Annotated in this window: 20 protein-coding genes; 3 read left to right on the forward strand and 17 right to left on the reverse strand. The window is 44.7% G+C overall.

Going from position 1 to position 25815, the window contains the following annotated elements:
• Positions 1-201: 201 nt before the first annotated feature.
• The gene (locus ABQ275_RS13590) at positions 202-1368 is read right to left on the reverse strand and encodes a FecR domain-containing protein (RefSeq protein WP_349313681.1); all 1167 of its coding nucleotides are present in this window, start codon (positions 1366-1368) and stop codon (positions 202-204) included.
• A gap of 125 nt (positions 1369-1493) precedes the next feature.
• The gene (locus ABQ275_RS13595; protein WP_349313682.1) at positions 1494-2120 is read right to left on the reverse strand and encodes a sigma-70 family RNA polymerase sigma factor; all 627 of its coding nucleotides are present in this window, start codon (positions 2118-2120) and stop codon (positions 1494-1496) included.
• 360 nt (positions 2121-2480) lie between these two features.
• Between ABQ275_RS13595 and ABQ275_RS13600 the strand changes: the two genes are divergently transcribed.
• Complete coding sequence (locus ABQ275_RS13600; RefSeq protein ID WP_349313683.1) at positions 2481-3728, forward strand: PQQ-dependent sugar dehydrogenase; 1248 nt, start codon at positions 2481-2483, stop codon at positions 3726-3728.
• A 65-nt stretch (positions 3729-3793) separates the two neighbouring features.
• On the opposite strand, the gene ABQ275_RS13605 is transcribed toward ABQ275_RS13600, so the two are convergent.
• The 13 genes from ABQ275_RS13605 to ABQ275_RS13665 form a co-directional block, all read right to left on the reverse strand.
• Positions 3794-4180 carry a VOC family protein gene (locus tag ABQ275_RS13605; protein WP_349313684.1) on the reverse strand — a complete coding sequence of 129 codons (387 nt, stop codon included), beginning with the start codon at positions 4178-4180 and terminating at the stop codon, positions 3794-3796.
• A 26-nt stretch (positions 4181-4206) separates the two neighbouring features.
• Positions 4207-4647 carry an SRPBCC domain-containing protein gene (locus ABQ275_RS13610; RefSeq protein ID WP_349313685.1) on the reverse strand — a complete coding sequence of 147 codons (441 nt, stop codon included), beginning with the start codon at positions 4645-4647 and terminating at the stop codon, positions 4207-4209.
• 223 nt (positions 4648-4870) lie between these two features.
• Entirely contained in the window at positions 4871-6442 is a 1572-nt protein-coding gene (locus tag ABQ275_RS13615) for a sodium:solute symporter family transporter (RefSeq protein ID WP_349313686.1), read from the reverse strand.
• Positions 6443-6454: 12 nt separating this feature from the next.
• Entirely contained in the window at positions 6455-7846 is a 1392-nt protein-coding gene (locus ABQ275_RS13620; protein ID WP_349313687.1) for a neutral/alkaline non-lysosomal ceramidase N-terminal domain-containing protein, read from the reverse strand.
• 25 nt (positions 7847-7871) lie between these two features.
• Entirely contained in the window at positions 7872-8639 is a 768-nt protein-coding gene (locus ABQ275_RS13625; protein ID WP_349313688.1) for an SDR family oxidoreductase, read from the reverse strand.
• Positions 8640-8656: 17 nt separating this feature from the next.
• Entirely contained in the window at positions 8657-9835 is a 1179-nt protein-coding gene (dgoD, locus tag ABQ275_RS13630) for a galactonate dehydratase (RefSeq protein ID WP_349313689.1), read from the reverse strand.
• 15 nt (positions 9836-9850) lie between these two features.
• On the reverse strand, positions 9851-11185 hold the full coding sequence (locus ABQ275_RS13635) for an aspartate aminotransferase family protein (protein ID WP_349313690.1): 1335 nt from the start codon (positions 11183-11185) through the stop codon (positions 9851-9853).
• A 52-nt stretch (positions 11186-11237) separates the two neighbouring features.
• Positions 11238-12461 (reverse strand): Gfo/Idh/MocA family oxidoreductase, encoded by a 1224-nt coding sequence (locus tag ABQ275_RS13640; RefSeq protein ID WP_349313691.1) that lies wholly within the window; start codon positions 12459-12461, stop codon positions 11238-11240.
• A 79-nt stretch (positions 12462-12540) separates the two neighbouring features.
• The gene (locus ABQ275_RS13645) at positions 12541-14331 is read right to left on the reverse strand and encodes a RagB/SusD family nutrient uptake outer membrane protein (RefSeq protein WP_349313692.1); all 1791 of its coding nucleotides are present in this window, start codon (positions 14329-14331) and stop codon (positions 12541-12543) included.
• A gap of 27 nt (positions 14332-14358) precedes the next feature.
• The gene (locus ABQ275_RS13650) at positions 14359-17574 is read right to left on the reverse strand and encodes a TonB-dependent receptor (protein ID WP_349313693.1); all 3216 of its coding nucleotides are present in this window, start codon (positions 17572-17574) and stop codon (positions 14359-14361) included.
• A gap of 269 nt (positions 17575-17843) precedes the next feature.
• Positions 17844-18734, reverse strand: a complete 891-nt coding sequence (locus ABQ275_RS13655; protein WP_349313694.1) for an AraC family transcriptional regulator — start codon at positions 18732-18734, stop codon at positions 17844-17846.
• A 95-nt stretch (positions 18735-18829) separates the two neighbouring features.
• Positions 18830-19873 (reverse strand): Gfo/Idh/MocA family oxidoreductase, encoded by a 1044-nt coding sequence (locus tag ABQ275_RS13660; protein ID WP_349313695.1) that lies wholly within the window; start codon positions 19871-19873, stop codon positions 18830-18832.
• A 175-nt stretch (positions 19874-20048) separates the two neighbouring features.
• Complete coding sequence (locus tag ABQ275_RS13665) at positions 20049-21461, reverse strand: PLP-dependent aminotransferase family protein (RefSeq protein ID WP_349313696.1); 1413 nt, start codon at positions 21459-21461, stop codon at positions 20049-20051.
• A 102-nt stretch (positions 21462-21563) separates the two neighbouring features.
• On the opposite strand from ABQ275_RS13665, the gene ABQ275_RS13670 reads away from it, so the two are divergent.
• Together ABQ275_RS13670 and ABQ275_RS13675 are read left to right on the forward strand one after the other, a co-directional pair.
• On the forward strand, positions 21564-22457 hold the full coding sequence (locus ABQ275_RS13670; RefSeq protein ID WP_349313697.1) for a DMT family transporter: 894 nt from the start codon (positions 21564-21566) through the stop codon (positions 22455-22457).
• Between the two features lie 309 nt (positions 22458-22766).
• Positions 22767-23756: a diaminopimelate dehydrogenase gene (locus ABQ275_RS13675; protein ID WP_349313698.1), complete on the forward strand. Its 990-nt coding sequence runs from the start codon at positions 22767-22769 to the stop codon at positions 23754-23756.
• 67 nt (positions 23757-23823) lie between these two features.
• Here ABQ275_RS13675 and ABQ275_RS13680 read toward each other — a convergent pair whose 3' ends face one another.
• Both ABQ275_RS13680 and ABQ275_RS13685 read right to left on the reverse strand, forming a co-directional pair.
• Complete coding sequence (locus ABQ275_RS13680; RefSeq protein ID WP_349313699.1) at positions 23824-24849, reverse strand: ABC transporter permease subunit; 1026 nt, start codon at positions 24847-24849, stop codon at positions 23824-23826.
• Positions 24821-25810, reverse strand: a complete 990-nt coding sequence (locus tag ABQ275_RS13685; protein ID WP_349313700.1) for an ABC transporter ATP-binding protein — start codon at positions 25808-25810, stop codon at positions 24821-24823. The genes ABQ275_RS13680 and ABQ275_RS13685 overlap by 29 nt, the downstream gene beginning before the upstream one ends.
• Positions 25811-25815: the final 5 nt, after the last annotated feature.

Raw genomic sequence — 25815 nt, forward strand, 5'->3', positions numbered from 1 at the left:
GGATTGATTAATCAGGGACGAGCCAAATTATAGCCAGGGGTGTTACTAGCACTTCTGGTTTTCTTTATTGGCATGCCGTAACGGGTACTACATTTGCATACGCTTTTTAGTTTTGGTTGTGAATGAACAGGTGGAATTTGCATGGAGTCCTCCTTCTGGCCTAGCCTGCCGGACCCGCACATTTTTATTTTATACAATATTTTATTTTGGCAACACGATCACCTTGTTGCCCTCTATTCTGAATTGAACATCATTTCCTTCCAGTGCCTGCAGCACGTCTTTCAGGTGCAGGTTCCTGCTGATACGTCCGCTTAAAACCTCTGATGGTGTATCTGATTTATAAACTATTTCCACGTCGTACCACCGGGAAAGTTGTCTTAGTATGGCGGGCAGATCTGTTCCGTTCAGTTCAAAAAAATCGGTTCTCCATGCTGACACCATGTCAAGGTCGGCCTGTTGCACGGACAGATGATTGGTGGCATGATCCACGATGGCTTGTTGGCCAGGTTTCAGCTGCTGTAGCCGTTCTCCCTGCACAATATTAACTGCTCCTTCCAGCAGGGTGGTATTAATAGTGCCTTCATCAGCATATGCCATGATATCGAAGTGCGTACCCAATACCTGTACTTCCAAACCATTTACTTTAACCTTGAATGGCTGGTCTGCCTGCTGTGCTATTTCAAAATATCCTTGTCCTTCCAGCTCCACCGTTCTTTCTTTTCCAATAAATGCAGTGGGATATCTCAGTCTGGATGCAGCATTCAGCCACACTTTGGAACCATCGGGCAGCACCAGTCTGTATTGTGCACCGCGGGGAACGGTTAGCACGTTATAACTGAGAACGGTTTCATTTCCCTGTAAGGTATATTGTAGTTGTCCGTTATGTTGATGAACGGCCACTTTGCCTTGCTGGATTACCTGGTTGCCGGCGCTATCCAATGTTATGGTGGCGCCATTTGCCAGTGTAAGGGTAGCCTTGTTATTGCCGGGTAGATGATTATGCTGCTGTATGGCAACGGCTCCCTTCCCGGGCATTTTCGGGGGCCAGAAATAAGTAGCGGTACCCAGGATCAATATTGCTGCAACAGCTGCCCGCAACCAATTACGGCGAAGCCGGTATACCTTGCCTCTGCTAACCTGTCCATGTACAGCATCAACACTTATAATTTTTTCGAAACGGGCATCTTCCACAGCAGCATCAATATACATAGGGTTGTTTGATTCCCGCTCAATCAGTTCCGCAATGATTTTTTCCAGCAATTTACTATCCTCATGGACTTTCAATTCCTCCAGCTCCCGGAGTTCGTCCGCCTCCAGCGTTCCTTCCAGTTCCCGTTCTAACAAATAATATATCCGTTGTTCGTCCATATAAAAAACTATTTCAGTATCCGTTTGTAATGTTCAGGATCACCGCTTATAATATGATCCCGCCAGGAGGAAAACGTCACGGTTAAAATGAATTTTTCCCTGAAAAAAATCAATGAAAATAAAAATCAGGGGGAAGGCATCATGGCTACAGGGTAGAGGGATTCGCGGATCTCCTTATTGGCAGCAGACAAATGATTTTTGACGGTTCCCACCGGCATAGAAAGTACCAGGGCTATCTCCGCAGGTTTTCTTCCTTCTTCCCGGTTCATGCGATAGATCATTTTTCTTTGCGGAGACATTCGCTGCAACACGGCTCCAATGGTCCTTTTTATTTCTTCCAGTTGTAAAAAATCGAAAGGCGTGCTCACATTATTATCTCTCATCTCCCCGCCCCGTTCCAGTTTCTTCTGATCGTTCTTTTTCTTTCTGAAATGCTGCAGGCAAATCTTGGCCGTGATGGTATATACCCATGCCTGGATATTGTCGATGGAAGGAATTTTATCTCTTGAAAGCCAAATGCGCATAAAGCTGATCTGCAAAATATCCTCTGTATCCGCTTCTGACCTGGTAGTCCGCCACACGTATGCACGCAGCCTGGGGGCGTATGTTTTGTAAAAAGCATAAAACGCCCTTTCATCTCCTTCCGCAATAAGCATAAGCAACCCTCTTTCCGAAGAAAGCGCATTGTCCATGTTAGCATCGAGCATTTCAACATGCGTTGTTACAGGTAACACGAAGCAGGCATCTGGCATCTTAAAACATTAGTAATTAATATAATTTTATTGACTCCAGTATCTTTTCAACGCTCATTCACTGAGCCATGGGCTTTCCCAAAAATCACCACGGACCTTCCATTCCTTCATTTCCGGATGCATACCTTTTGGGAACCGCCACTGATTATATGATCCCGCAAAGTGGAAAACGTCACAGTTAAAATAAACTTTTCTTTAAAAAATTGTTAAGAAATGATGCTGAACGGGGAAATTTTTGCTTTATTGTCAGCAGGAATCTAATTACCACTGATCATTTTCAAATTCCCCGCCATTCTGATTTTAGCCGAACTTAGTTTATATTTAAGCGTCAAACTATATGTATTTAATATAAGGAATCTTATGAACAAGTATCTGAACACCCATTTTTTGACCGCCATCTGCATCGGAAGCGTATTTGCGCTGGTTTCCTGCGGACAAAATTCAGCCAGTAATAATGCAGCTGCACAGCGGGACAGTATCCTTCCACCGGTAGAAACCAAAAAGGCAAATACCGATTATAAGTCGGCTTTCCCTGGTCAGACAAGGATAGGTGGTGTAAAAACGACCACCCCCTATGCATACAATGTACTGGACAGCAGTCTTAAATCTCCCTGGGGTATCACTTCCCTTCCTGATGGCCGTTTAATCATTACGGAGAAGGGTGGCACCATACGGATCGCTACCTCTGATGGAAAAATAAGCGATTCAATAACAGGCATACCGCCAGTGAATTCCGCTGGTCAGGGTGGCTTGCTGGGTATCCGCGTAGATCCCGACTTCGCGAGTAACAGGATGCTATACTGGGTATTTTCGGACAAAACACCCCAAGGCAACCTTACCGCAGTAGCAAAAGGAAAATTATCCGCTGATGAAAAAAAGATAGAAGGTGGTACCGTTATATATCGCGCTACGCCTGCGTATAAGGGTACGCTTCATTATGGAGGAAGAATTGTTATCGACAAGAGCGGGAACCTGATTATCAGTACCGGAGAACGTTCAGACCTGGTTACAAGACCACAGGCCCAGGATCTTACATCCGGATTAGGAAAAGTTATCCGGATCACGAAAGATGGTAAACCTGCTGCAGGAAATCCGTTTGAAGGCAAAACAGACGCAAGACCAGAGCTTTATTCTTACGGGCATCGTAATGTACAGGGACTTGCTTTAAATCCGGTAACGGGCGATCTCTGGGAAACCGAATTTGGTCCAAAAGGAGGCGATGAACTGAACAGGATCGAACCGGGAAAAAACTATGGCTGGCCTATCATTACTTACGGTCTTGAATATAGCGGACTAAAAGTAGGTGATAGTTTACAGCAGAAAGCAGGACTTGAACAACCTGTTTATTACTGGGATCCGGTGATTTCACCCAGCGGAATTACATTCTACAGTAGCGACAGCATACCTGAATGGAAAAACAACCTGTTTGTTGCTGGCCTGAGCAGCACACATATTGCGCGGCTCATCATTGAAAATAATAAAGTGGTAGGAGAAGAAAGATTGTTGACCGGTGAAGGACAACGTTTCCGCGACATCACGGAAGGAAAAGACGGCGCACTATATGCCATTACCGACATGGGCAGGCTATACAGGATTTCCAAAAAATAATGCTAAATATAAAAACGGAGAACCCTCGTAGCACCTGATGCTACGAGGGTTTCCCGTTTTTATTACTACATATAAAATACATTGAACTTATGACCATCAGGATCAGCAAACACGAAACCGTAATAACCCTCTCCAAACTCTTCTGGTTTGGAAACTATTGTTCCCCCGGCTTGCTGCACTTCTTTTTCCCAACTATTAACCTCTTCCTTAGTATCAGCAGAAAGGGTAAAGATAATTTCATTGCCAGCTTTTGAATCAATTATTTGTCCCTTCATGGCGGGTTCAAGTATATCCCTCAAAAAGAAATGGATGATAAAGTTTTCATCGCCGAAGAAGAAGCTAGTCAGTTGGTCCGACGCTCCGTTTGATTTAAATCCGAGTCCTTTATAGAATTTAGTAGTTCGTTCTAAATCCCGGACACCGAAATTGGCCCAGATTTTTTTTGTCTTCATAAACTAAAGGTTTTCAAAAAATAAAATCAATTCTGCTCAGCCAGCTCTTTTACTTTCGCCTGCGCGAGTGGCCAGGTTTCTTCCATGTAAGCTACAAAATCATCCGGCATATCTAAACTGACCTGCCATACTGTTTTACCATCCAGTGATTTGAGCGTATAGTTCTCCAAAGCATCTCCCCATTCATTTCCCTGATAAGCTGTAGGATCTTCCACCCCATTCCTTACTTCTCCCAGGTGGTGTATGGACAGGAACTCACCGGGAATACTTTCTACGATCTCCGAAACCATGCCACTACCTTTCCCATCCAGGAACAGGGCTTTGCTGCCTTTTTTCCAATCTGTTTCTACACTTGATCCTTCGGCAAATGGCGCTGTCCATTGTCCGTAAGTATCCTGGCCAACAATAATATCCCAAACTTTTTGAGGGGAAGCATTGATTGTAATGCTGAATGCTAACTTTTTCATAATAGGTTGTTTTAATATTATTTTATTGCAGTTAAGTAGCCAGTGCTGATCGGTGAGAGCTACAGCTTCTTGTTACCAGTATGCTATGGTAACAAAATTATTGGTTCTTTGCTTAACTAATGGGGTGGGAAAATGACAAAAAGGGGGGCTTAACAAACAATGATCCGGTCAACGGCTGTTCTTTTAGCTGCTGCTCACTAAGACCGGTTCCCGCAGAAGTAATTTAGGCATACTTGATATAGAAATAGAGTACCAGTGCGGTAATAATTGCCCACCAGATAAATGGATTACGCAATCCACGCTGCTGTCCGCGTTGTTCTACCGGGAGGGATAAACTGTCCTTATTCCAGATCAGTCCTTCCAATTCTGCGGCTGGTTTAGGTTTGGTCAGCAAGCTTACCACTACACACAATGCCATACACGTCCAGAACACGATGCCGGTACGATTAAAAAACGGCATATTGGGAAACATAAACTCTATCGCCAATGATAAAGGGATGGTTAAAATACCAGCGGTTAATGCACCCGCATGTGTAGTACGTTTCCAAAGTATTCCCAATAAGAACATGGTGGCAATACCAGGTGTAAATAAACCATATGCATTCATCAGGTAAATGAATATGGGCTTTTCTGAATACAGTGCCAGCAAACTTGTGCATCCTATGCCAAGCAGGATAATCACTACGCCACTTAATCTTCCAAAACGAACAGACTGTCTTTCTGTAGCCTGCGGTTTAAAGTAAGGCAGGTATACGTCAATCGTCAGGATTGTAGTGCAGGAGTTGATAGCACCAGACAGGTGAGACATCACCGCTGCAATCAGTCCCGCCATCACCAATCCAACCAACCCCGTAGGCAATAAATGCTCTACCAACATTGCAAAAAGAAGATCCGGTTTATCAAGATTGGGAAATAATTTGGGTGCCACCAGCGCAGGAACAATGATCAGTAGCGGAATAAGAAATTTAAGATAGTCTGCAAAGATCACGCCCATCCTGGCATGCCATTCATTCTTTGCAGCCAATGTACGTTGCACAATAAACTGGTTGGTAGCGTTGTAAAATACACTGATACATAACAGTCCGCCCAGGTACATCGTCCAGGGGAAATCGGGATCACTGGCTGGCAGCATCAGTTTCCAATCCTTACTTGTTTCCATTACAGCATCGATTCCTCCCGCTGCATTGATCGTGGTAAAAGATAAAACAACCATCCCCAGCATCAGCACGCCCAGCTGCACCATTTCTGTCCAGATAACCGCCTTTAATCCTCCTGCTATGGTATAGATACTGGTGCTGACAGCCAGTACCAGCACGCTGGTAACGACCGGAATACCTAACAGGGAATGTAGGGAAATAGCACCCAGGTAAAGCACTGCACTGATCTCTACAAAAACATAAGTGAGCAATACCAAAACAGAATAGGTGGTGCGTGCCGCGCCACCAAAACGTTTCTGTAAAAACTCCGGCATTGTATAAAAACCGTTGCGAAGATAAAAAGGCAGGAAGATCCAGAGCAATGCATTAAACCCGATGAGAATAGCTCCCCATTCAATAACTATGGCAACAAAGCCATCAGTAAATGCCACGCCCATCACGCCTACCAGCTGATGGCTGCTGATATTAGCTGCAATAATGCTTCCTCCAATCATCCACCAGGGTAGCTTATCTCCTGCCAGGAAATAATCTCTTTTAGACCGGCTGGCTTTACGGGATGCATAGATACCCAGTGCTACAATTCCAAATATATAGATGCCAAAAACAGCCGCATCCAGGGTTGTTAAGTTTGAGTTCATTTGAAGATAGTGTTATGCATGCTTTTTTGTCATCAATTCTTTCACAATGGCCATGGTTTTCTCCGTCAGCAGTTCCAATGAACCGGCAGCAAAAGGTGTTTGCGAAACGCTATAAATATCGTGGTTGTATAACTCCGCAGGTGCCAGATAGCCGATATGACCGTTTACCACATTCATGACGCCTACCGCCTGTGCAGAAAATTCGCGGCGCAGTTCACGCTGAAATATGGAATAGGTTTCATTGGGCTGGCCTATCAGCAGCGCATCTCCCAAACGCCATACCCAAAGGCCGACGCGGGCTTCCTGTCCGTCGCCCAACGCTTTTCTGATACCACATTTACGCCGGAGCCGTTCTTTTAATACATGATCTTCACATTCCCGCCATTGCTGTTCTATTTCAGCCAATGGTGGTAATGGTTTCAGGTGTAGTTCCACTTCCACCATTTCTACAGCAAGTACGGTTGAAGGCGTATAAACGGAGGGACTCCAAATAGCCAGTGCACCACCGGATTCCACGACACCAGTAAAAGAAAGTTGTGTTTGCGCGGGTAACATCGCTTCCAGTGTAGCTAATACGGCATATCCCAATTGCCGGCCATAGGTTTCGGCCAGGGCCGTATCGCCCACGTATTGTGCTGCCGGCGCCAGTTCTCCGGAAGCCCCTTGCAGAAATAAACAGGAAGCGCCTGTTTGCCCTTCCACTATCTCCCGCATAGCGCCTATGTAGTCAGGAGAGATCAGCCTGTTTTCCCAGGCCAATGTGGTGGGGTGACAGGCATAATTTACAATAGTGCCTAAAATACGTTCATGCGTGTCCGTTATCCTGCCCACCAGTAAGGTATCGTCTGCTTCCTCATCAGGATTAAATCCTACTATATATCGTTGCCTTTCCGGTTGCGCGAGATCCCGGTTAGTGGCCAGGCCGCACTTGCCATAGTGCCACGTCAGTGTGGCGGGCACCGCATTGGACAGTGCCTGCCGGACAGCCTGAATAGCATGCTCTAAAATCGTTTGCAGGTATCCGTCTATCAATTCGCCACCAGGTTGAGTAGCCTCATCCCGGCTTAAAGCAGGCCCGGCATGGGTATGCGATAAGCAAAACATGAGTTGTGATGGCGCCAGGTCCAACGCTTTTAAGAGTTGGCTCCTGAGTGCCCATTCATCTGCTGCACTTTTCCACCAGCCCAGATCAGCCCCTATCAACACCAGTGGTGTTTCCTTTGCAGCAGACTGGAAAGTAGTACAGGTAAGCATTAGCGGTTGGTGTATTCCTTCCGCCACATCATGCAGCGCGGCTCCCCAGTTGCGGGAATAAATACCGGTTGGAGGTGTAATATCTGTTTGCGCCACACCAATGATACCCTGGAATGATGCATTTTTTAATTTGAAATCCTTTATGTCCATAATAACAGCACGGTCTTTAATTTATTCACGAAAGCAGGGAAAGACCACCATCCATCAGCAATGTCATACCTGTCATATGTTCCTGCTGCGGATGGCATAAATAGAGAATCTGGTCCGCTACCGATTTTGCACTCATTATTTTCCTGATGGGTACTCTTGCTATCGCCTCTTCCAGTTTGCCGGGTTGCTCCTCCCATATGCGGCCACTTAAACCGGCGGCTACATATCCTGGTGCTATTTCATTCACCAGGATCTGATGTGGCGCCAGTTCCAGTGCCATACATTTGCACAGCATCCGTACGCCTGCTTTGGCAACAGAATAAGCAGGAATGTGGGCATGCACCGAAGCAGCAGCCCAGCTGCCTACAAATACGACCCGCCCGGGCAATCCTTTCTCCAGCAACCTGGCCGTTGCATACCGGGTTAAATAAAAGGCCCCATTCAGGTTCACCGCCAGCTCCTGCGACCATTGTTCAGGTGTAATCGTATGCATCCCTGCGAGGGTAACAATCGCTGCGTTGGCAATAATAATTCCCGGCGTACCAAGTGCCTGCTCGGTTTCATCTATCCATAGCTGCACCGCTTTGGCCACTGTTACATCTACCTGGCTATACCTGCACTGTATTCCGAAGGCGCTTAATGTGTTCAGCAACTCAGTGGCTGCAGCGGCAGGGTGAATATCACACAATGCCACCGCCGCGCCTTGTTGCGCAAATTCCAATGCCGTGGCCCGTCCGATATCTCCCAGCCCTCCGCTGATGATGACCGTTTGGTTTTCAAATAATTTGTTCATCTCGCCTGTTATTAGAATTACCAATCCCCTACACTGCCGTCTTTATAGAATGCTCTTTGCAATACTTCCTGCTCAAAAGGATGTTTCCGTGCTTCGGTTTCATTGATTTCAATGCCAAGCCCCGGACGCTTATTAGGCCGTACGATCCTTCCTTTCTTTTCTATTGTAAAACCTTCCTTCACTACTTCATCTCTCCAGGGCACATCATTGTGCACACTTTCACAAATAATATACGATGGTGCAGAAAATCCAAATTCAAGAGAAGCAGCGGTGCTTACCGGGCCTTGCGGATTATGTGGCGCCACGGCAACACGGTATGCTTCTGCCAGCACGGCAATACGCCGTACCTCACTCAATCCTCCGCAATGCGTAATATCCGGTTGGATCACGCTTGCGGCCCTTTTTTCCAACAGATCACGGAAGGCATGGATGCCTACCAATCGCTCGCCGGTAGCTATCGGTGTTTTAACCGATCGCTGGATCAATGCAATATCTTCTATTGACTCCGGCCAACAAGGTTCTTCAAAAAAATACAGTCCATATGGCTCCAGTGCTTTCGCAAACTGTAGCCCCATACGCGGACTGGGGCGGGCATGGCAATCCACCATAATATCAATATCATCTCCTACTGCTTCCCGCATAGCTTCTACACAAGCTACTGCATAATGCACAGGTTTTAATCCTTCCAATGGCATTGTTTCCGGCACCGCCATCGACTTAAATGCTGTAAATCCATCCGCTACTGCGCTCGCAGCCAGTTCTCCAAAACGTTTCGCATCATCGGGCTTTGTCTGGTAGAAATCCTCCATCCTGCCACCACCCAGGTGGCAATACAACCGGATATAATCCCGCACCTTGCCTCCCATCAGTTCATGACACGGCACGTTATGGATCTTGCCAGCAATATCCCAAAGGGCAATGTCAATCCCGGATATGGCAGTTCCCCTCACAATGCCGTTGCCATGCCAGAAATGCTGCCGGTACATCATCTGCCAAAGATATTCTATACGCCTGGGATCTTCTCCGATCAGGAGCTGGGATAAGTCTTCAATGGCTCCTACCACCGACCTCGTATGCCACTCGAGTGTAGCTTCCCCCCAACCCCACAGGCCGGGTTGATCTGTTACTACCTTCACGAAAATCCAGTTGCGCATCCGCGCATGGCATACTATCGTTTCTATTGAAGTAATTTTCATATACTGTTTGTAGTATTAAGATTGCTGGAATAAGGCACGTACTACCGCCCGGGTTTTCTCAATGGTTACTTCAATGTCCTGTACACTGTGTGCAAAGGATATACTTCCCTGCTTGATCGGTAAAGGGAAATTAAAGATCCCTTCTTCAATCAGGCCAAGCCGGTATGCCTTATCAAAAGTAAAATCATGGTGGGCAACAATATCATGAAAATCAACGGGTGCATGATCCATAAAATAAACACAAAAAGCAGATCCCTGGCGGGCTACATGGAAAGGACGGTCATACTGCCCGAAGACATCCTTCAATCCCGCTTCCAGCATTTGTCCTAACTGCTCCACGCGGTTATATACATCATGTGTGGGAGAAGCGAGTTTTTGCAGGGTGGCAATCGCTGCGGCGGTTGTTAACGGATGGGCATTAAAGGTACCGGCAATCAATACACGCCGTGACTTATCCGGATCAATAAAATAATCCATGTACTGTTGTTTCCCGCCAATCACGCCCATCGGATAACCGTTGGCTACCGCTTTTCCAAATGTGCTCAGATCAGGTGTTACGCCGCAAATACTTTGATAACCTCCCAACGCATGACGGAAACCTGTTTTCACTTCATCAAATACGAGGAGGAAACCATGTTCATCCGCCAAAGCTCTAAGACCCTGCAAATAACCCTCCAGGGGTTTCACGATACCAATGTTCTGCAACAGTGGTTCTAATAGAATACAAGCCACCGGATACCGCTTTACAATGTATAAAACGGAATCCAGGTCGTTGTAGTTGATTACATGAATTAAAGATTGATGGTTATCGGGAATACCAGCCGATAAAGCATCAAACGGATACTCTCCGGGGCTTACCCGCTCCCCCACATCTGCCAGGCTGCTGATGACATTGCCTGCTACATCATTGTGCCAGCCATTATAACCACCCTGCATAATGATAATGTGATCCCTTCCGGTTGCCGCACGGGCAATACGGATCGCATGATAGGTGGCTTCCGATCCCGTAGTGGTTAATTGTACTTTCTCTACAGTAGGTACGCATTTGCAAAACAGTCTGGCCAGTTGCCCTTCCAGTTCAGTAGGGCCCGCTCCCATCAACACGGTTTCATCATCGATAGACTGACGCACCGCTGCATTTACATCCGGGTCATTATGCCCCAGGAAGGCGGCTGCAAATCCTGCCTGGTAGTCAATATATTCATTTCCTTCCACATCCCACGCGCGGCTCCCGGAGCCCCGTGAAAAACAAATATTCGGGGAAGATTTACGATTCAGTGAAACGACCCCGCCGGGAATAAACACTTCATTCTCTTTTAATAGCTCCAAGGATTTTGGCCACTTATTCATGCGCATTTTATTGTGGGATTAGCCCCCATTAACAATTATTTCTTCCCAAAAACTATTTATCAAAACCGGGGATCTTCATTGATTCTCCACCCTTGAGTGCAGACTGATGTGCTACAATGCCGGGAGCTGTATAAGCAATCGCTTCATATATATTTACTTCCGGTTGACGGTTGTGTACCAGTGCATCAATAAACTCATGTGTGATAAACGTATGTGAACCCTCGTGACCACTATCATGCCGCATGGTTGCAGGCAACAGATCTGTTTTCCACCAGGCCGGCACCTCGTAAGGTGATACCGTATTGGCTGCATGCTGGAAGCCCGCATCGTCATGCCCGATCTCGTCGGCTACTTTAACAATTGTATACTCTTTATTTCCAGCTGTTGGATAATAGAAACTCATTTTGTTTCCTCTCCATTCTCCCCGTTCTGCTTCATGTAATGCGCCCTTCCAGTTTACCTCTACCCGGAATGGATTGCCCTTATTGGTTTTAAAGAAGGCCGTTTCGTTCCAGAACGGATTATTGTAAGGATTTCCTTTCAACATCGGGCTATCATCTCCCCAGCCCATACAACTTACTTCTGTTAACCTTTCACCTGTAAGGCCGACCAGGAATGAGGTACAATGGGTAGGATAGTGCATAGGAGGTAACCCATGACGCCAGGTAGGTTTGCCATTGTCAAAATATAATACTTCTAATCCCGGGTGATTGTATTCTGCGGCGGCGCTGAATATGTGTCCAAATTTCCCTTCTTTATAAAATTGTTTCGCGGAGAGCATTCCCTGCCTGTACATGGTGGTTTCCGCCATCATATAGGTAAGCCCGGTACGCTGTACCGCGGCTCTCATATCTGCACATTCCTCTAATGTCATCGCGACAGGTACTGCACAAAGCACATGCTTGCCTGCATTCAGTGATGCAATTACATGCCGGGCATGGTCTGGCGCTGGTGTAGCAATAAACACAGCTTCTATCTTAGGATCTTTCAACAGCTTTTCCAGTGATTCATAACTTTTGGAACACTTATATACCTTCATCAAAAGATTACGTCTGTCTGTACGCAGATCACTTACTGCTTCTACAATACAATTGGGATGCTCATGAAAAAAGAACCCTGCTCCAAATCCACCGCCTATAATGCCAATACGGATCTTACGATCATTACCCTGTTGGCCTGCAAATGCAAAACGTGGAGCTACCATCAAAGCGGCAGCACTGATGCCTGCCATACTAATAAACTTACGCCGGTTGAACACCTGATTATTTTTACTCATTATCAATGGGTTTTAGTAGTACCAGATAAATTTTCAATTTCTTTTTAAAATACTATTTGTCTGACTATTTTTCTTATTCCTAATAATTGGGATTTTGTGTCAGTAACGGTTTCCCATTTACTACGCTCAGGTCTATCTGCGCTTGCGGAATCGGATATATTTCATTCTTCCCTTTTGTAAATTTGGCGCCTACCATGTAGGTGAAATTATAGCCGGGAATAGTGGTTTCATGTTTTATGTAAGCATTCAGTAAATCCGCCATATAGCCGGTACCGTTATCATAACGTTGCAGATCAAAGAAACGGTGATTCTCCATCGCCAGTTCCAGCTTACGTTCAAACCTTACTGCCTCGCGCGCAAAATCCTTTCCTTTCTGTGTAAACTCTCCGTTATAAAGTCCAACTTTATAATTGGCAGCAGGTGTATTCGTAAATCCTTTTAAAGGATTGCTGTTATCGATATACGTGTGTACCCAACCAGCCGGATTAGCAGCACGTGCCCTTACCCTGTTCACATAGATTTCCGCCTGATCCAGGCTACCTGCTTCTACTTCCACTTCTGCCGCCCATAATAATACATCTGCAAAACGTATCATGCAATAATTGACAGCTGTACTGTTATTTTCCCTGGCTCCCGGCTCTGACTGTGGGTTGGCATTTTTAATATGCACATAAGGGCCGGCCACACTTTGTTGTCTTACCCATGCCTGTCCCGGCATAATTCCCCAATCCAGTAAGGGAATACCTCTTCTGCCAACAGTCCAGTCCAAACGGGAATCCAGTGTTCCGGTATATGGCGTAAACGGATCAGAAGATGCCAGTCCCTGGTCATTTTTCACATCACTATCATTAAAGGTGCTGATAAGTGGTAGCCCGGTAGCCGGATCAGTTTTGTAAGAATTCACCAGGCTGAAAGAAGGCTGATAAAAACCATAGCTGGGGTAAGGGCCGCCGTATGGTCCCGCATTTCCTTCTCCATTGGAGTTATTACCATTAGCACCACCGGCGCCGTCATTTACAGACATCTGTACAGCAAATACAGATTCCGGACCATTCTTTTTGGAAGGCACAAAGTTGTCGTGGTAGCTTTCCATCAGGTCGTATTTTTTCCCATTGGCAGTAACCCCTTTGGTAATAAGATCCGTTAATAATGGTTTGGCATCGGTAAACTTGTGCTGAAACAGGTACACTTTTGCTAAAAATGCTTTCGCAGCCCAGCTGTTAGCACGTCCCGGCGCAGGTTTTGTATCTGTTAAATTAGCTGCTGCAAATTTAAAATCGTCTTCCAGTTTAGCCCATACCGGACCATCATTTCCCACGATATAATTGTTATTGGCAAAGCTGATGCTTTCATCCACATAAGGAATATTTCTCCACATTAAAGCTGCCTCAAAGTGGTAAACAGCCCGCAGGAATACCGCTTCTGCTTTGATTTGCAGGGCCTGATCATCTGTAATCGCGTCCTTTGGTATTTTAGGTAGTAACCGTAATACATCATTAGATCGCTGAATAGCGGAATAGAAAAAGCGCCATTTATCATTTAATGGATATAACGTAGCATCTTCTGTATAATTTTCAAACGCGGGTACGGGTTGTAATGCGCCTGCCTCTGTGCCGGTATGCGCATCATCGGAAGCTACACCTCCAAAGATCCATTTACCGGAAGGCCATCCACCTCCTACGGTGCCGCCATTATTCAGTAAAGAATAAGCGCCGATCAATACTGCTTCTGCACCTGCTTTTGTAGCTAAAATACTTTCACTGGTAGAGCCTATTGCCTCCCTTTCCAGATAGCTCTTCTTACAGGCATGAAGGAACACCATCGCCATCATACCACCGGCTATCATTAATTTATAGACTAATTTTTTCATGATATGCTATATTAGAAGTGATGAATGTTAAAAGGAAAGATTAATACCTACAAGGACGGTTTTCTGATTGTTTGGATAGTTTCCATAATCAATTCCAAAACTGGCACTGCTACCGCCTAATTCCGGATCTAACCCTGAATATTTTGTAATGGTAAACAGATTAGTGGCCTGGCAATATATTCTCAGCCTTTCCATCCGGATCCGCTGTAACACAGCAGGATTCAAAGTATACCCTAATGACAGTGATCTTAAACGGAGATACGAACCATCTTCCACAAAAAAGGAATTCAATACACCGGAAGTACTGAAGTTATTAGCACTCTCTACTTTGGGAATAGTGGCGCCTGTGTTTTCTGGTGTCCAGGCATCTAACAGGTCCTTGCTTTTACCTCCTACGTAAGTACCGAAGAAATGGGTGTTTACTTTTAATGCATTCACCACCTCATTGCCCTGGGAGCCATAAAAGATAGCAGAAAGATCGAAGCCTTTATAATTAATTCCAAGGTTTACGCCGTAAGTGAAATCAGGATTGGGATTTCCCAGGAAGGTACGGTCTGCCGCATCAATTTTACCATCTCCGTTCACATCACTGTACCTGAAACGACCAGGCGCTGCGCCTGTTTGTGTAGGTGCTTTGTTCACTTCATCATCATCCCGGAAAAGATGCATTACTTCATAACCATAAAAGGCACTTACCGGATGGCCTTCCTGGTTACGAACCATATTGCCTAATTGTTGCTGACTACCCGCATCAAAATAACCAGTGCCCGGAATATCCATTACTGTATTCTGATAAGTAGTGATATTGGCCCTGACAGTGAATTGCAAATCTTTGGTGATAGGTTGTCTGAATCCAACGCTGATATCAAAACCAGTGTTCTGGATATCTCCCACATTTACAGTGGGTGGTGTTGCCCCGCCAACAGTAGCTGGTAAATCCTGGGAGAATAATAATCCCTTGATCGTCTTCTTATAATATTCTACCGAGAAATCCAGTTTATTATTCAGTACCGTTGCATCAAATCCTACGTTGGTAATAATATCCTGCTCCCAGCTGGTGCGCGGGTTGCCAATTCTTGTCTGGAAAAAACCCTGTTGCACACTATTACTGCTACCATTGATATCATAATAGGCATTATTATAACTACCGCCGTACAAACTGTAGGCATTTTCCGGGCTCACACTATTTTCAGATCCCAGGATACCATAACTGGCCCTGATCTTCAGATCATTGATCCAGTCGAGGTGTTTCATGAATCCTTCCTGGCTGAGTCGCCATCCCAGGGAAACGGATGGGAATACGCCATATCTTTTTTCGCTACCAAAACGGGAAGAACCATCTCTGCGCACCGTAACACCCAGCAGGTATTTATCATCAAAGGTATAATCCAACCGGCCAAAGAGGGAGAACAATGTATTAATGTAAGCGTTGCTGTAATTGGTTACGTTGGCAGTACCATTATTCAGGATGAGATAATCAAATTCTGTTGAGAAGAATTTTTGTGCGCCGCCACCTACTCCTCTTCCATAATTCCTGATGGCTTCAGATCCGGCCAATACATTTACCTGATGCTTCTTAAATGTGTTCTTATAGGTCAGGGTATTTGTCCACATAGAAGAGCTGTTGTAACTGGCTCCTTCACTATAGCTATTGGGTGAATTATAACCCTGTTTATCATTGTAAGCAACGAAATTAAAATTCTGTGAATACAGGTTGCTGATTGTTCCGCCAAAGCTGGTTCTCGCGGTGAAATTCTTTAGAAAATCTACTTCAGCATACACATTTCCTACGATATCCCATTCATTTGCCCGGTTATTCTTTTTTCTGTATTGCGTAGCTACCGGATTGGCATCACTCCCTAATTCAGGTCCGGCAAAAGTACCGCCATAATTTCCCCTGATATCATAAACAGGAACAATCGGCATCATTTTGTAAAGGTTAGCCATCGGGCTAAATTCTCCCTGGTTGCTAAATCCGGGGCTTTGTTTATAGAAAACATACGCGTTTTCTCCTATACGGATATTTTCTTTCAGTTTATATGAAGTATTAATCCTGGCAGAATATCTTTTCAGATAAGTTTCAATGACAGAACCCTGCTGATTCAGGTAACCTAATGAAAACAGGTAATTTGATTTATCCGTTCCACCGCTTACTGTCACATTATGGCTGGTTACCGGTGCACGCTTGAACATGGCATGATACCAGTCTGTTCCGGTTTTATTTACCTGCTGGATCAGGTAATTATTTGCACTATTTGCAGGATCAAGATTATATTTTGCAGGATCTACAGCAGGATCTCCGGTCATACCTGTACCGGTGCCTCCGGGGCCACCATAAACAAAATCAGATAATCCATTTGCAAACAATTTAGTACCTGGAAATGCCTGTTTCGTTAATCTCGCGAAATCAGTGGAATTCAACTGGTTTAAAGGATCACCGGAAAAAGGAAACTGTAATCCGAAATAAGAATCATAAGTAAGTACAGGAGCGCCTGTTTTCCCTTTTTTTGTGGTGATAATAATTACTCCGTTAGCACCGCGTACACCATAAATGGCTGCAGCGCCTGCATCCTTTAATACCTGCATCGATTCAATATCGTCTGCACTGACATTGTTCAGGTCAGTTTGCACACCATCCACCAGCACCAGCGGATTTGTACTACCAAAGGTGCTTACGCCACGGATGTTAATTTTACTGGCAGCTCCCGGCACACCGGTACTGACTACGTTCACCCCTGATGCCTGCCCCTGCAATGCCTGCATGGCAGAACCCGCAGGTATTGATTTCAGTGCTTTCATTTCCACAACTGCCACCGACCCCGTAATATCTTTCTTCTTTTGTGCCGAGTACCCCGTTACTACCACTTCATTCAATGCTTTATTATCAGGTAACAGGCCTACATTCACTACACTACGTCCATTTAACAATACTTCTTCCCTGGTAAAACCGATATAGGTAAATACCAATGTCCCCTGCGGATCCGGGCATACAATTGTATATTGCCCCTGTTCATTTGTACCTGCTCCGATAGCAGTTCCTTTTACGCTTACACTTACCCCCTGTAGTGCAATTCCGGCATCGTCCTTCACTGTGCCGGTAACTTTTATTTGTGCGGATACACCAAAAGAAAATGCTGTGATAGCAAGCAAGAGAAGATACCATTGCTTTCCGGGGAAGGACATTTTTATTTTAGGATGCGCAAGGCATCTCGTTTCAGCATTTCTGGTAAAATGACTTTTCATAATCTGCTTACAATTTTTGTTTGAATAAGAACAGTGTTACGGAACAACTAAAAGCGATTTGGTCGATAATTCTTCTGATGTCATGACATCCTCATGTTGTAACAAATGTAGCGGGCTAACACTGGATTCGTTTTATGTAATTTATCCAATACTTAAACTATTTTGTCCATATCGGGTTATATATACTTCCAATAAAAGCTATATACCTTTAAAAAAGTGACCAAATGGGTGGAAACGCAATGGGAAGCTTACGCTGGCAAAGCCAGCTACTAAGCATGATTCATCCCCTGACGGAGCGCCAACAGCTTAATCCGGTATGCAGAAGGCGTTACTTTGGTGAAGTGTCTGAAGGTCTTATTAAAACTTGTAAAATTGTTGAAGCCGGACTGAAAACAAATATGCGAAATATCCAGGTCTTCATTCAGTAATAGCTCGCATGCATATCCTATCCGGATTTCATTGACAAAATAAGTGAAGGTTTTATGGGTTTTACTCTTAAAGTATTTACAGAAAGCGGAAGGGGTCATATGTGCGATGGCCGCCACATCATCGAGGGAGATCTTATCTGTAAAATTCTCCATCACGTATTTATATACCTCATGGATTTTTTTGATATTACTTTCATTATAAGTGTTGGAATATCCCGGGCTGGCCAAACAGGTATAATCATTGGACAGGGCGATCTCATATAACAGCTGAAACAGCAGGATAAAGGATTTCAGGCCATCCGCTTCCTTCATTTTCAACATGTAATTCACGACGGTGGTATGGGTATTCCCGGTAATCCTGATGCCTCTTTTCAGTTGATTCAACAACTCTTTTATAGGCGCAAAATCGCCGGAATTAATATGCTGGTCGGTGATCCAATCCGGTTGAAAATAAACTACCAGCGCATGTACTTTGGTACTGGTTTCTTTTATATGATATTTCTTATCAGAATAGGACGCATGAGGAAGATTGGGAGCCAGTAATGTTAAATCACCATTGGTGAAATTGTCTACGCTGTCGCCTACAATTCTTCTTCCATTTCCTTTCAGGATCAGGGCAATCTCAAACGCATTGTGAAAATGAAACTGATCACTTAAATGCCGGGATTTTATTTCCCTGATATGTATGGAATTCCTTAATAATGATTTTACATCAAAGAGTAAAGGCTTCATCTGAATACATGCTTAATAGGTGATCCTGTGGTTTCCCGTTACGTATATCCCAATCTTCCTCCAACTAATACGTCGCTCGTCGTAAAAGCCGATAGTTAAATACTGTTCTTCATGCTTTTCTTCGTGCACCGCTTCATGATAGCGTCGATACTCACGGTAGCGCCGTTTTTTGTACGGCTTTCCTGTGCAGCTTCCATGAAGGCATAGATCCCGATGGTTTCCGCCGGATCAGCAGGTGACTTGCCTGTTTCGAAGAAATTAATAATTGGTGGCATCAGTGGTGCATAGCCGGTGAAATTACCCAGTGGCATATGGCCTTTTTCTCCAAATGCATGTCCGCCGAAATCCCAGGTACCATTGCGGTTACCACGAAGGGTACCAATGCGGCCGCCTTCCCAGGTACCTACCACCAGGTCGGTATCCGGTGTATAAACACGGGAAACGCTCTTACAATCAGGGCCCAACATCGTAAATAGCATTTCTACCCCATGAATACCATACCAGTACAGGTCAGGATGTGTGGGCTCCATGGGTGCCGGTGTAAAAATATCTACACCTTTTACTTTTCCGATCTTTCCGCCTGCTACTTCCTGCACACTTTCTATATAACGCAATGTAGAGGAGGAAAATACCGGTACATTATAATGTTTTGCGGCACGATAGATTGTCAGCACATCTACCAGTGATGCGGCTACTGGCTTATCTATGAATACCGGCTTTCCTGCTTTGAATACCTGCAAGGCCTGTTGCAGGTGTTCCCGGCCATCATTGGTTTCCAGCATCACCACATCCACTTCTTTCAGCAGTGCTTCAATAGAATCCACGATCTTTACGCCCTGCTTTTTAATAGCTTCCGTATGCCCCGGAATACTGTCCACACTGGATTTGATGCTCCTGCTACCATATGGGTATGCTGCTACCACACGAAGACCGCCGTATTTATCGCCCGCATTGGGGTCATTGAGTATTTTGGCAAAATGAGGACCATGTTCAGTATCCAAACCTATCACGCCTATACGGCCTCCCTTTAAAGAGGAGCTGGCCAATGCTCTGGAGAGCGGGCCTGACAATGCAATGCCGATTCCTGACAATGCTGCTGTTTTGATAAATGCTCTGCGCTGGTATCCTGTTTCTTTCATAAAATGAATTTGATATTTTATAACCTGTCTGTTTATTTGCTTGTTGCATTGAATGTATCCTGGCAAAATACACTACATCAGGTTGTTTTGCAAACTTCTTCCTGCTTTTTCCTGATAGGACAATGGTAATCCGCAGCATGATGATTAAAATCCCCCAAACAGCAAAGCCGCGTATTTAAAGCGTTTTCGCAAGATTTCCCAGCTGTCTTAATTTAGCGTTTAATTCCTCAGACCAAGGTAGGCCAATGCATAGTCTCATACAATTTTCAAATTGATTTTGCAGGGTAAACATCCGTCCCGGCGCAATGCTGATCTTTTGTTTTATGGCCAAATCATATAGTTCCGTAGTATCAATACCTTTGCTGAACTCCACCCAAAGCGCAACCCCACCCTGAGGTCTGCTTGTTTTAGTTCCCTTTGGAAAATATTGGGCGATGGCATGAACATAATTTTGATAATTGTGCTGCAAGGTGCGGCGCAGCTGGCGGAGGTGATTTTCATACCTGCCGGACTTCAGGAAACTGGCAACCGCTTCCTGTATGATAGTAGCAGAAGATATGGAATGAACCAGTTTTAGCTTCAGTAGCCTTTCCTTGTATTTGCCCGGGGCCACCCATCCTACACGATAACCTGGCGCCAGGGTTTTTGAGACAGAGCTGCACCATAGCACATTTCCCTCCTGGTCAAATGATTTGCAACATTTTGGACGTTGCGTACCAAAATAAAGGTCACCATATATATCATCTTCAATGAGCGGAATATTATGTTTGGCCAAAAGCGTGACTATTTCTTTTTTATGTTCATCCGGGATGCAGCTACCAAGCGGGGTATTGAAGTTAGGCACCAGCAAACAAAGATTGATCTTTGGAATAGCTTGTTTTAGGGCGGCTATCTCTACCCCTGTAGTAGGGTGTGTTGGCAGTTCAAGCACTTTCAATCCCAGGCTGATGGCCAGTTGTAAAATCCCGGGATAACAGGGGCTTTCCACGGCAACGGTGTCACCTGGTTTTCCCAGCGCCATCAGGCAAAAAGACAATGCATTCATGCCTCCGCTGGTAGTTACCAGGTCATTTTCATGCAATTTTCCGCCCCAGGCCATAGAGCGGACGGCAATCATTCTCCGCAATTTAACGTTACCCTGTAAGTGATCATATGCTGTACCTCCGTCCTTCAGTTCCCGTGTTGCCTGTACAATTTCCTTTTTCAGTTTTGCCAATGGCAACAGATCTCCGGAAGGAACCCCTATGGAGAAAAGGGTGAGGTGATGGTTTCCCATATTGGCATAGACTTTACTGATCAATTCGTCCGGTTCATTACCGTTGGCAATTGATAAAGGCCGGCTTATTTCAGGAAGCGGAAGTTTCAGGTAGGGTAACCTGCTCACAAAATAACCCGATTGAGGTTTTGAATCAATCAGTGACTGCGCTTCCAGTTCCAGGAACACCCGCTTGGCTGTATTCATGCTGATACCATGTTCCTGGCATAACATTCTGACAGAGGGTAACCGGTCGCCGGATTTTAAAACGCCGTTTCTGATTTGAAAGGCAATTCCGTTCGCTATCTCGTTATATAAAAAATCCCTACTCATTTTATAAATGTAACTGTGTCCATCCAAATATCAAAAATTGAGACTGTATTTATTGCATACTCCGATCTATTTTTGCATAGGAATTTAAAGTCCTCAAATATCATGAATAGTAAATTATCGCTTGACCAACCCATAGAAAATACTGCGGGCGGTTGGATCAATGGCTTCATCGGTGTAGTAATATTCAGTGGTTCATTACCAGCAACAAGGGTGGCGGTCCTGGATTTCAACCCTATATTTTTAACGGCTGCCCGTGCAACGATTGCAGGGTTGCTTGCACTTAGTGTGTTGCTCATTTTTAAAGAAAAACGTCCCACGAGGGCACAGATTTTCCCCTTGGCTATTGTGGCATCAGGAGTTGTAGTAGGGTTTCCGCTGCTGAGTGCATTGGCGCTACAGTATGTAACTTCGGCTCATTCCATCGTCTTTGTAGGTATGTTACCACTTGCAACCGCTGTATTTGGCGTCATACGTGGAGGTGAACGTCCCCGCCCGATATTCTGGTTCTTCTCTGTTCTTGGAAGTCTTTTGGTTATAGGGTATGCCATTGCCCAGGGGTTGTCTGCATCACCCATTGGCGATATACTCATGCTACTTGCCGTTATCTTGTGTGGACTTGGCTATGCAGAAGGTGCTAAACTCTCCAAAACACTGGGTGGATGGCAGGTCATATCATGGGCATTAGTGTTGTCATTACCGGTCATGATACCTTTGCTATTTTTCCTGCTTCCGTCATCATTTGCCGGCGTTAGTGCAGCAGCCTGGGTTGGCCTGGCGTATGTTTCGTTATTCAGTATGTTTATTGGTTTCATATTCTGGTACCAGGGATTAGCGCAGGGAGGTATAGCAGCCGTGGGACAGTTACAACTGTTGCAGCCATTTTTTGGATTAGCCTTAGCCGCTACTTTGCTGCACGAACAGGTAAGCATTGGTATGCTGGGGATTACAGTTGGCGTCATTCTTTGTGTTGCAGGTACAAAGAAATTTGCAAAATAACAAAGCAGCTTTAGTATTTCGTGTTTACCAGATATTCGCTATAAATGTTATGATGATGATCGTGAAGAAAAAATTGTTACTTCCCCTTTACTTTTTATTTTAACTTTGCGAAAGCAAAAAAGCATAGACTTTAGTTCGTCTGATTTTTCGATTTTGTACTGAAGCGATACAGTAGCCTGTGGTAATCTCCCCCTTCAATAAACCAAGCTAAACAAACTCGCAGAATGTAATATTGCTACCTTTTAGCACAAGGTACAGGAAACCTATATGATATGCTATCAAGAAAAATAACGGGAAATAATTAAAAAGATGGAAAAAATCGTGAAGGATATTTTAAGAGTTGGTATTGTTGGTTACGGCAATTTAGGAAAAGGTGCTGAATTAGCCATTCAGCAAAATCCGGATATGGAGTTGATTGCTATTTTTACAAGAAGGGCACCTGCTGAATTGAATACCCATTCAAAAGTGGTGGCTATTTCACAAATAGCAGATTTCAAGGACAAAATTGATGTGATGATTCTCTGTGGAGGATCTGCAAAAGACTTGCCGGAACAGGTTATCATGATTTCAAAATTGTTTAATACAGTGGATAGCTTTGATACGCATGCGAAAATCCCTGCGTATTTTAAACAGGTTGACGAGGCTGCTACATCTACAGGTAAACTGAGTCTTATTTCTACAGGCTGGGATCCAGGGTTGTTTTCCATGGCGAGATTGCTGGGTCAGTGTATTTTACCACAAGGGGACGATTACACTTTCTGGGGCAAGGGTCTGAGTCAGGGTCATTCGGATGCAGTAAGACGTGTTACGGGTGTTAAGAATGCTGTTCAATATACAATTCCTATAGATAGTGCCGTTGAAAAGGTCCGGGATGGTGAAAACCCACAACTTTCAACAGCAGAAAAACATCAAAGGGTTTGTTATGTTGTTGCAAATGAAGATGCTGATTTATCCGAGATTGAAAATAGCATCACTACGATGCCTCATTATTTTGATGAATATGATACTACCGTTCATTTCATTCCTGAAGAGGAATTATTAGAAAACCATTCGAGTATGCCACATGGCGGGATTGTATTTCGTTCAGGCGTTACAGGAAATGGCGCTAAACAAAGAATTGAATTTAGCCTGGCTTTAGAAAGCAACCCGGAATTTACAGCCAGTGTTTTAGTGGCTTATACAAGGGCTATCGGAAAAATGGCAAAAGAAGGTCAGACAGGGGCGCGAACAGTGTTTGATATTCCTTTAGGATATTTATCTCCAAAGTCCGCTGAGGAGCTTCGAAAATCTTTATTATAATATATTAAGTGGTGAAGAAGGGGTAACCCTTCTTCACCACTTTTCCGGATATGTTTTGGGTGCCCGGTCAGGTCCTGATTTCCTTCCGCATGAAAAGATAATACGCCAATGCAAAGCAAGCTGTTGTTGCAGCCACCAGCCCGGTTACCTGCGGCCATACAATCATAAGACTTTCTTTAAATGGTAACGGAGCAGGCACAGCACCCGCCATTTGTTCCATGGTTAAAGGTCCCAGACTTCTTACAGAAGGCATCAGTAACGTTGTTGCAGCATCCGTGTATAACTGGTTTGGTGCAATCCTGAGAAAGGAAAGGATGATGTTATTATAGGCTATAACTGCTTCTGTTTGCAAAGAAGCCGGATCAGGAAGGATAGCAGTTATCACCATGTTTACAATGATCTGGTAGAAAACTGTAAAGAACAACCATATACCAATAGCAGTGAGAGCGGAGGTGGCAGCATGTCTGAATTTAACAGAGAGGCAAATCGCAAGACTGAGCCAAAAGCCGACATATATTATACTCAATACAATAAACGCCAGTATACGAAATAATTCTGTTGTTTCGAGCGGAACCCCGGTAATGATCAGTCCACCGCCTATCATGAGTAATACCAGGCAAAAGAAAAGTACACTAACGACCAACAATGCGCCGTAAAATTTTGCCAGCAACAAGTTATCGCGGTAAACCGGCTGCGCCATCAGGCGGATTAATGTACCATTGTTCTGTTCTGTATTAACCGCATCAAAACCCAAGGCAATACCCAGCAGAGGGCCCAGGAAACTGATAAATATATGAAAGGTAGGCAGTGAGTTATCAGATGTGGTAAGTAATTTCAGATAGACAAAAATGCGGTCAGGATCGTTGATATTAGCCACCACTTTTCTGATGTTTTCCAGCGATACATACATAGCACCCAGGAAAGTAAGCAGGATTAAAAGCAACATTGTAATAAACCGCCAGCTGCGGATATGATCTCCCACCTCTTTACGTACCATCACCCGGAACGGGCTTGCAGCGCCCCTATGCCACCCGTTAACGGGCATATTTTTTTTTGAAAAAAGATTATTGAAGTAGACTTGTGGACTTCCCATTAGAAACTCTCTGTTTAAAATTGCTTTCAAAAAAACGTTGGTAGATTTCATCCAACCCATATTCCTTTTTATGCACGCCCGTTACATTCAACCCCTTTTGTACAAAGAAACGAACGATGTCAGGGGTAATATCTATACGGCACGACAGCTCAATGGTATATTCTCCGGTTACGATATTATTAACCCCTTCCAGTTCCCGCAGCTCCTGTTCAAATCCCGGAGACACCCGCAAAGGCTCTCTGAAGGAAACTAACACCACGTATGATTCTTTCCCAAATAAATCACCTGATAAGGTTTCAATATTTCCTTCTATCAGTAACCTGCCTTCCACAAAAATGCCTACACGATCACAGATTTGTTGCATCTGATGCAGGTGGTGTGACGACAATATCACGGTAAGCCCTTGCTCCCGGCTGAGCTGGCGTATGAGGAAGAGGAACTCTTTTATACCGCTGGGGTCTATGCCCAGGGTAGGCTCATCGAGGATCATTACTTCCGGCTCCCTGATCAATAAATCGGCGAGCCCCAGCCGCTGCTTCATACCGCGTGAGTAAGCCCCTGCTTTTTTATGCATCTCCGCTCCCAGTCCTACCATTTCCATTGTCTTCTGCGCGCGTGATGCTATTTCATGTTCTGCAATTCCATTAAGACGGCCTATGTACATCAGGTTCTCAAGCGCGGTTAGATTATCATAGAACCCTACGTTATCGGGCATATAACCTACTTTCCGCTTCACAGCAATGGGATTGCGGGTGGCATTTATTCCGCAAACAACGGCCTTCCCTCCAGAAGGCTCTGCCAACCCCAACATCATTAATATGGTGGTGGTTTTGCCTGCTCCGTTGGGACCCAGGAGGCCAAATATTTCTCCTTTACTTATTTTCAGGGAAAGGTTATCTACAGCCTTTACAGCACCATAGGACTTTGTTAATCCTTCCAGTTCAATGATCGGATTTTCCATAACAA

Origin of the sequence: Chitinophaga sp. MM2321, from assembly GCF_964033635.1 — a bacterium.
Lineage (GTDB): Bacteria > Bacteroidota > Bacteroidia > Chitinophagales > Chitinophagaceae > Chitinophaga.

Coding starts and splice junctions, on each gene's coding strand:
- ABQ275_RS13590 (WP_349313681.1), bottom strand. CDS start 1,368: ATGGACGAACAACGGATATATTATTTGTTAGAACGGGAACTGGAAGGA.
- ABQ275_RS13595 (WP_349313682.1), bottom strand. CDS start 2,120: ATGCCAGATGCCTGCTTCGTGTTACCTGTAACAACGCATGTTGAAATG.
- ABQ275_RS13600 (WP_349313683.1), top strand. CDS start 2,481: ATGAACAAGTATCTGAACACCCATTTTTTGACCGCCATCTGCATCGGA.
- ABQ275_RS13605 (WP_349313684.1), bottom strand. CDS start 4,180: ATGAAGACAAAAAAAATCTGGGCCAATTTCGGTGTCCGGGATTTAGAA.
- ABQ275_RS13610 (WP_349313685.1), bottom strand. CDS start 4,647: ATGAAAAAGTTAGCATTCAGCATTACAATCAATGCTTCCCCTCAAAAA.
- ABQ275_RS13615 (WP_349313686.1), bottom strand. CDS start 6,442: ATGAACTCAAACTTAACAACCCTGGATGCGGCTGTTTTTGGCATCTAT.
- ABQ275_RS13620 (WP_349313687.1), bottom strand. CDS start 7,846: ATGGACATAAAGGATTTCAAATTAAAAAATGCATCATTCCAGGGTATC.
- ABQ275_RS13625 (WP_349313688.1), bottom strand. CDS start 8,639: ATGAACAAATTATTTGAAAACCAAACGGTCATCATCAGCGGAGGGCTG.
- dgoD (WP_349313689.1), bottom strand. CDS start 9,835: ATGAAAATTACTTCAATAGAAACGATAGTATGCCATGCGCGGATGCGC.
- ABQ275_RS13635 (WP_349313690.1), bottom strand. CDS start 11,185: ATGAATAAGTGGCCAAAATCCTTGGAGCTATTAAAAGAGAATGAAGTG.
- ABQ275_RS13640 (WP_349313691.1), bottom strand. CDS start 12,461: ATGAGTAAAAATAATCAGGTGTTCAACCGGCGTAAGTTTATTAGTATG.
- ABQ275_RS13645 (WP_349313692.1), bottom strand. CDS start 14,331: ATGAAAAAATTAGTCTATAAATTAATGATAGCCGGTGGTATGATGGCG.
- ABQ275_RS13650 (WP_349313693.1), bottom strand. CDS start 17,574: ATGAAAAGTCATTTTACCAGAAATGCTGAAACGAGATGCCTTGCGCAT.
- ABQ275_RS13655 (WP_349313694.1), bottom strand. CDS start 18,734: ATGAAGCCTTTACTCTTTGATGTAAAATCATTATTAAGGAATTCCATA.
- ABQ275_RS13660 (WP_349313695.1), bottom strand. CDS start 19,873: ATGAAAGAAACAGGATACCAGCGCAGAGCATTTATCAAAACAGCAGCA.
- ABQ275_RS13665 (WP_349313696.1), bottom strand. CDS start 21,461: ATGAGTAGGGATTTTTTATATAACGAGATAGCGAACGGAATTGCCTTT.
- ABQ275_RS13670 (WP_349313697.1), top strand. CDS start 21,564: ATGAATAGTAAATTATCGCTTGACCAACCCATAGAAAATACTGCGGGC.
- ABQ275_RS13675 (WP_349313698.1), top strand. CDS start 22,767: ATGGAAAAAATCGTGAAGGATATTTTAAGAGTTGGTATTGTTGGTTAC.
- ABQ275_RS13680 (WP_349313699.1), bottom strand. CDS start 24,849: ATGGGAAGTCCACAAGTCTACTTCAATAATCTTTTTTCAAAAAAAAAT.
- ABQ275_RS13685 (WP_349313700.1), bottom strand. CDS start 25,810: ATGGAAAATCCGATCATTGAACTGGAAGGATTAACAAAGTCCTATGGT.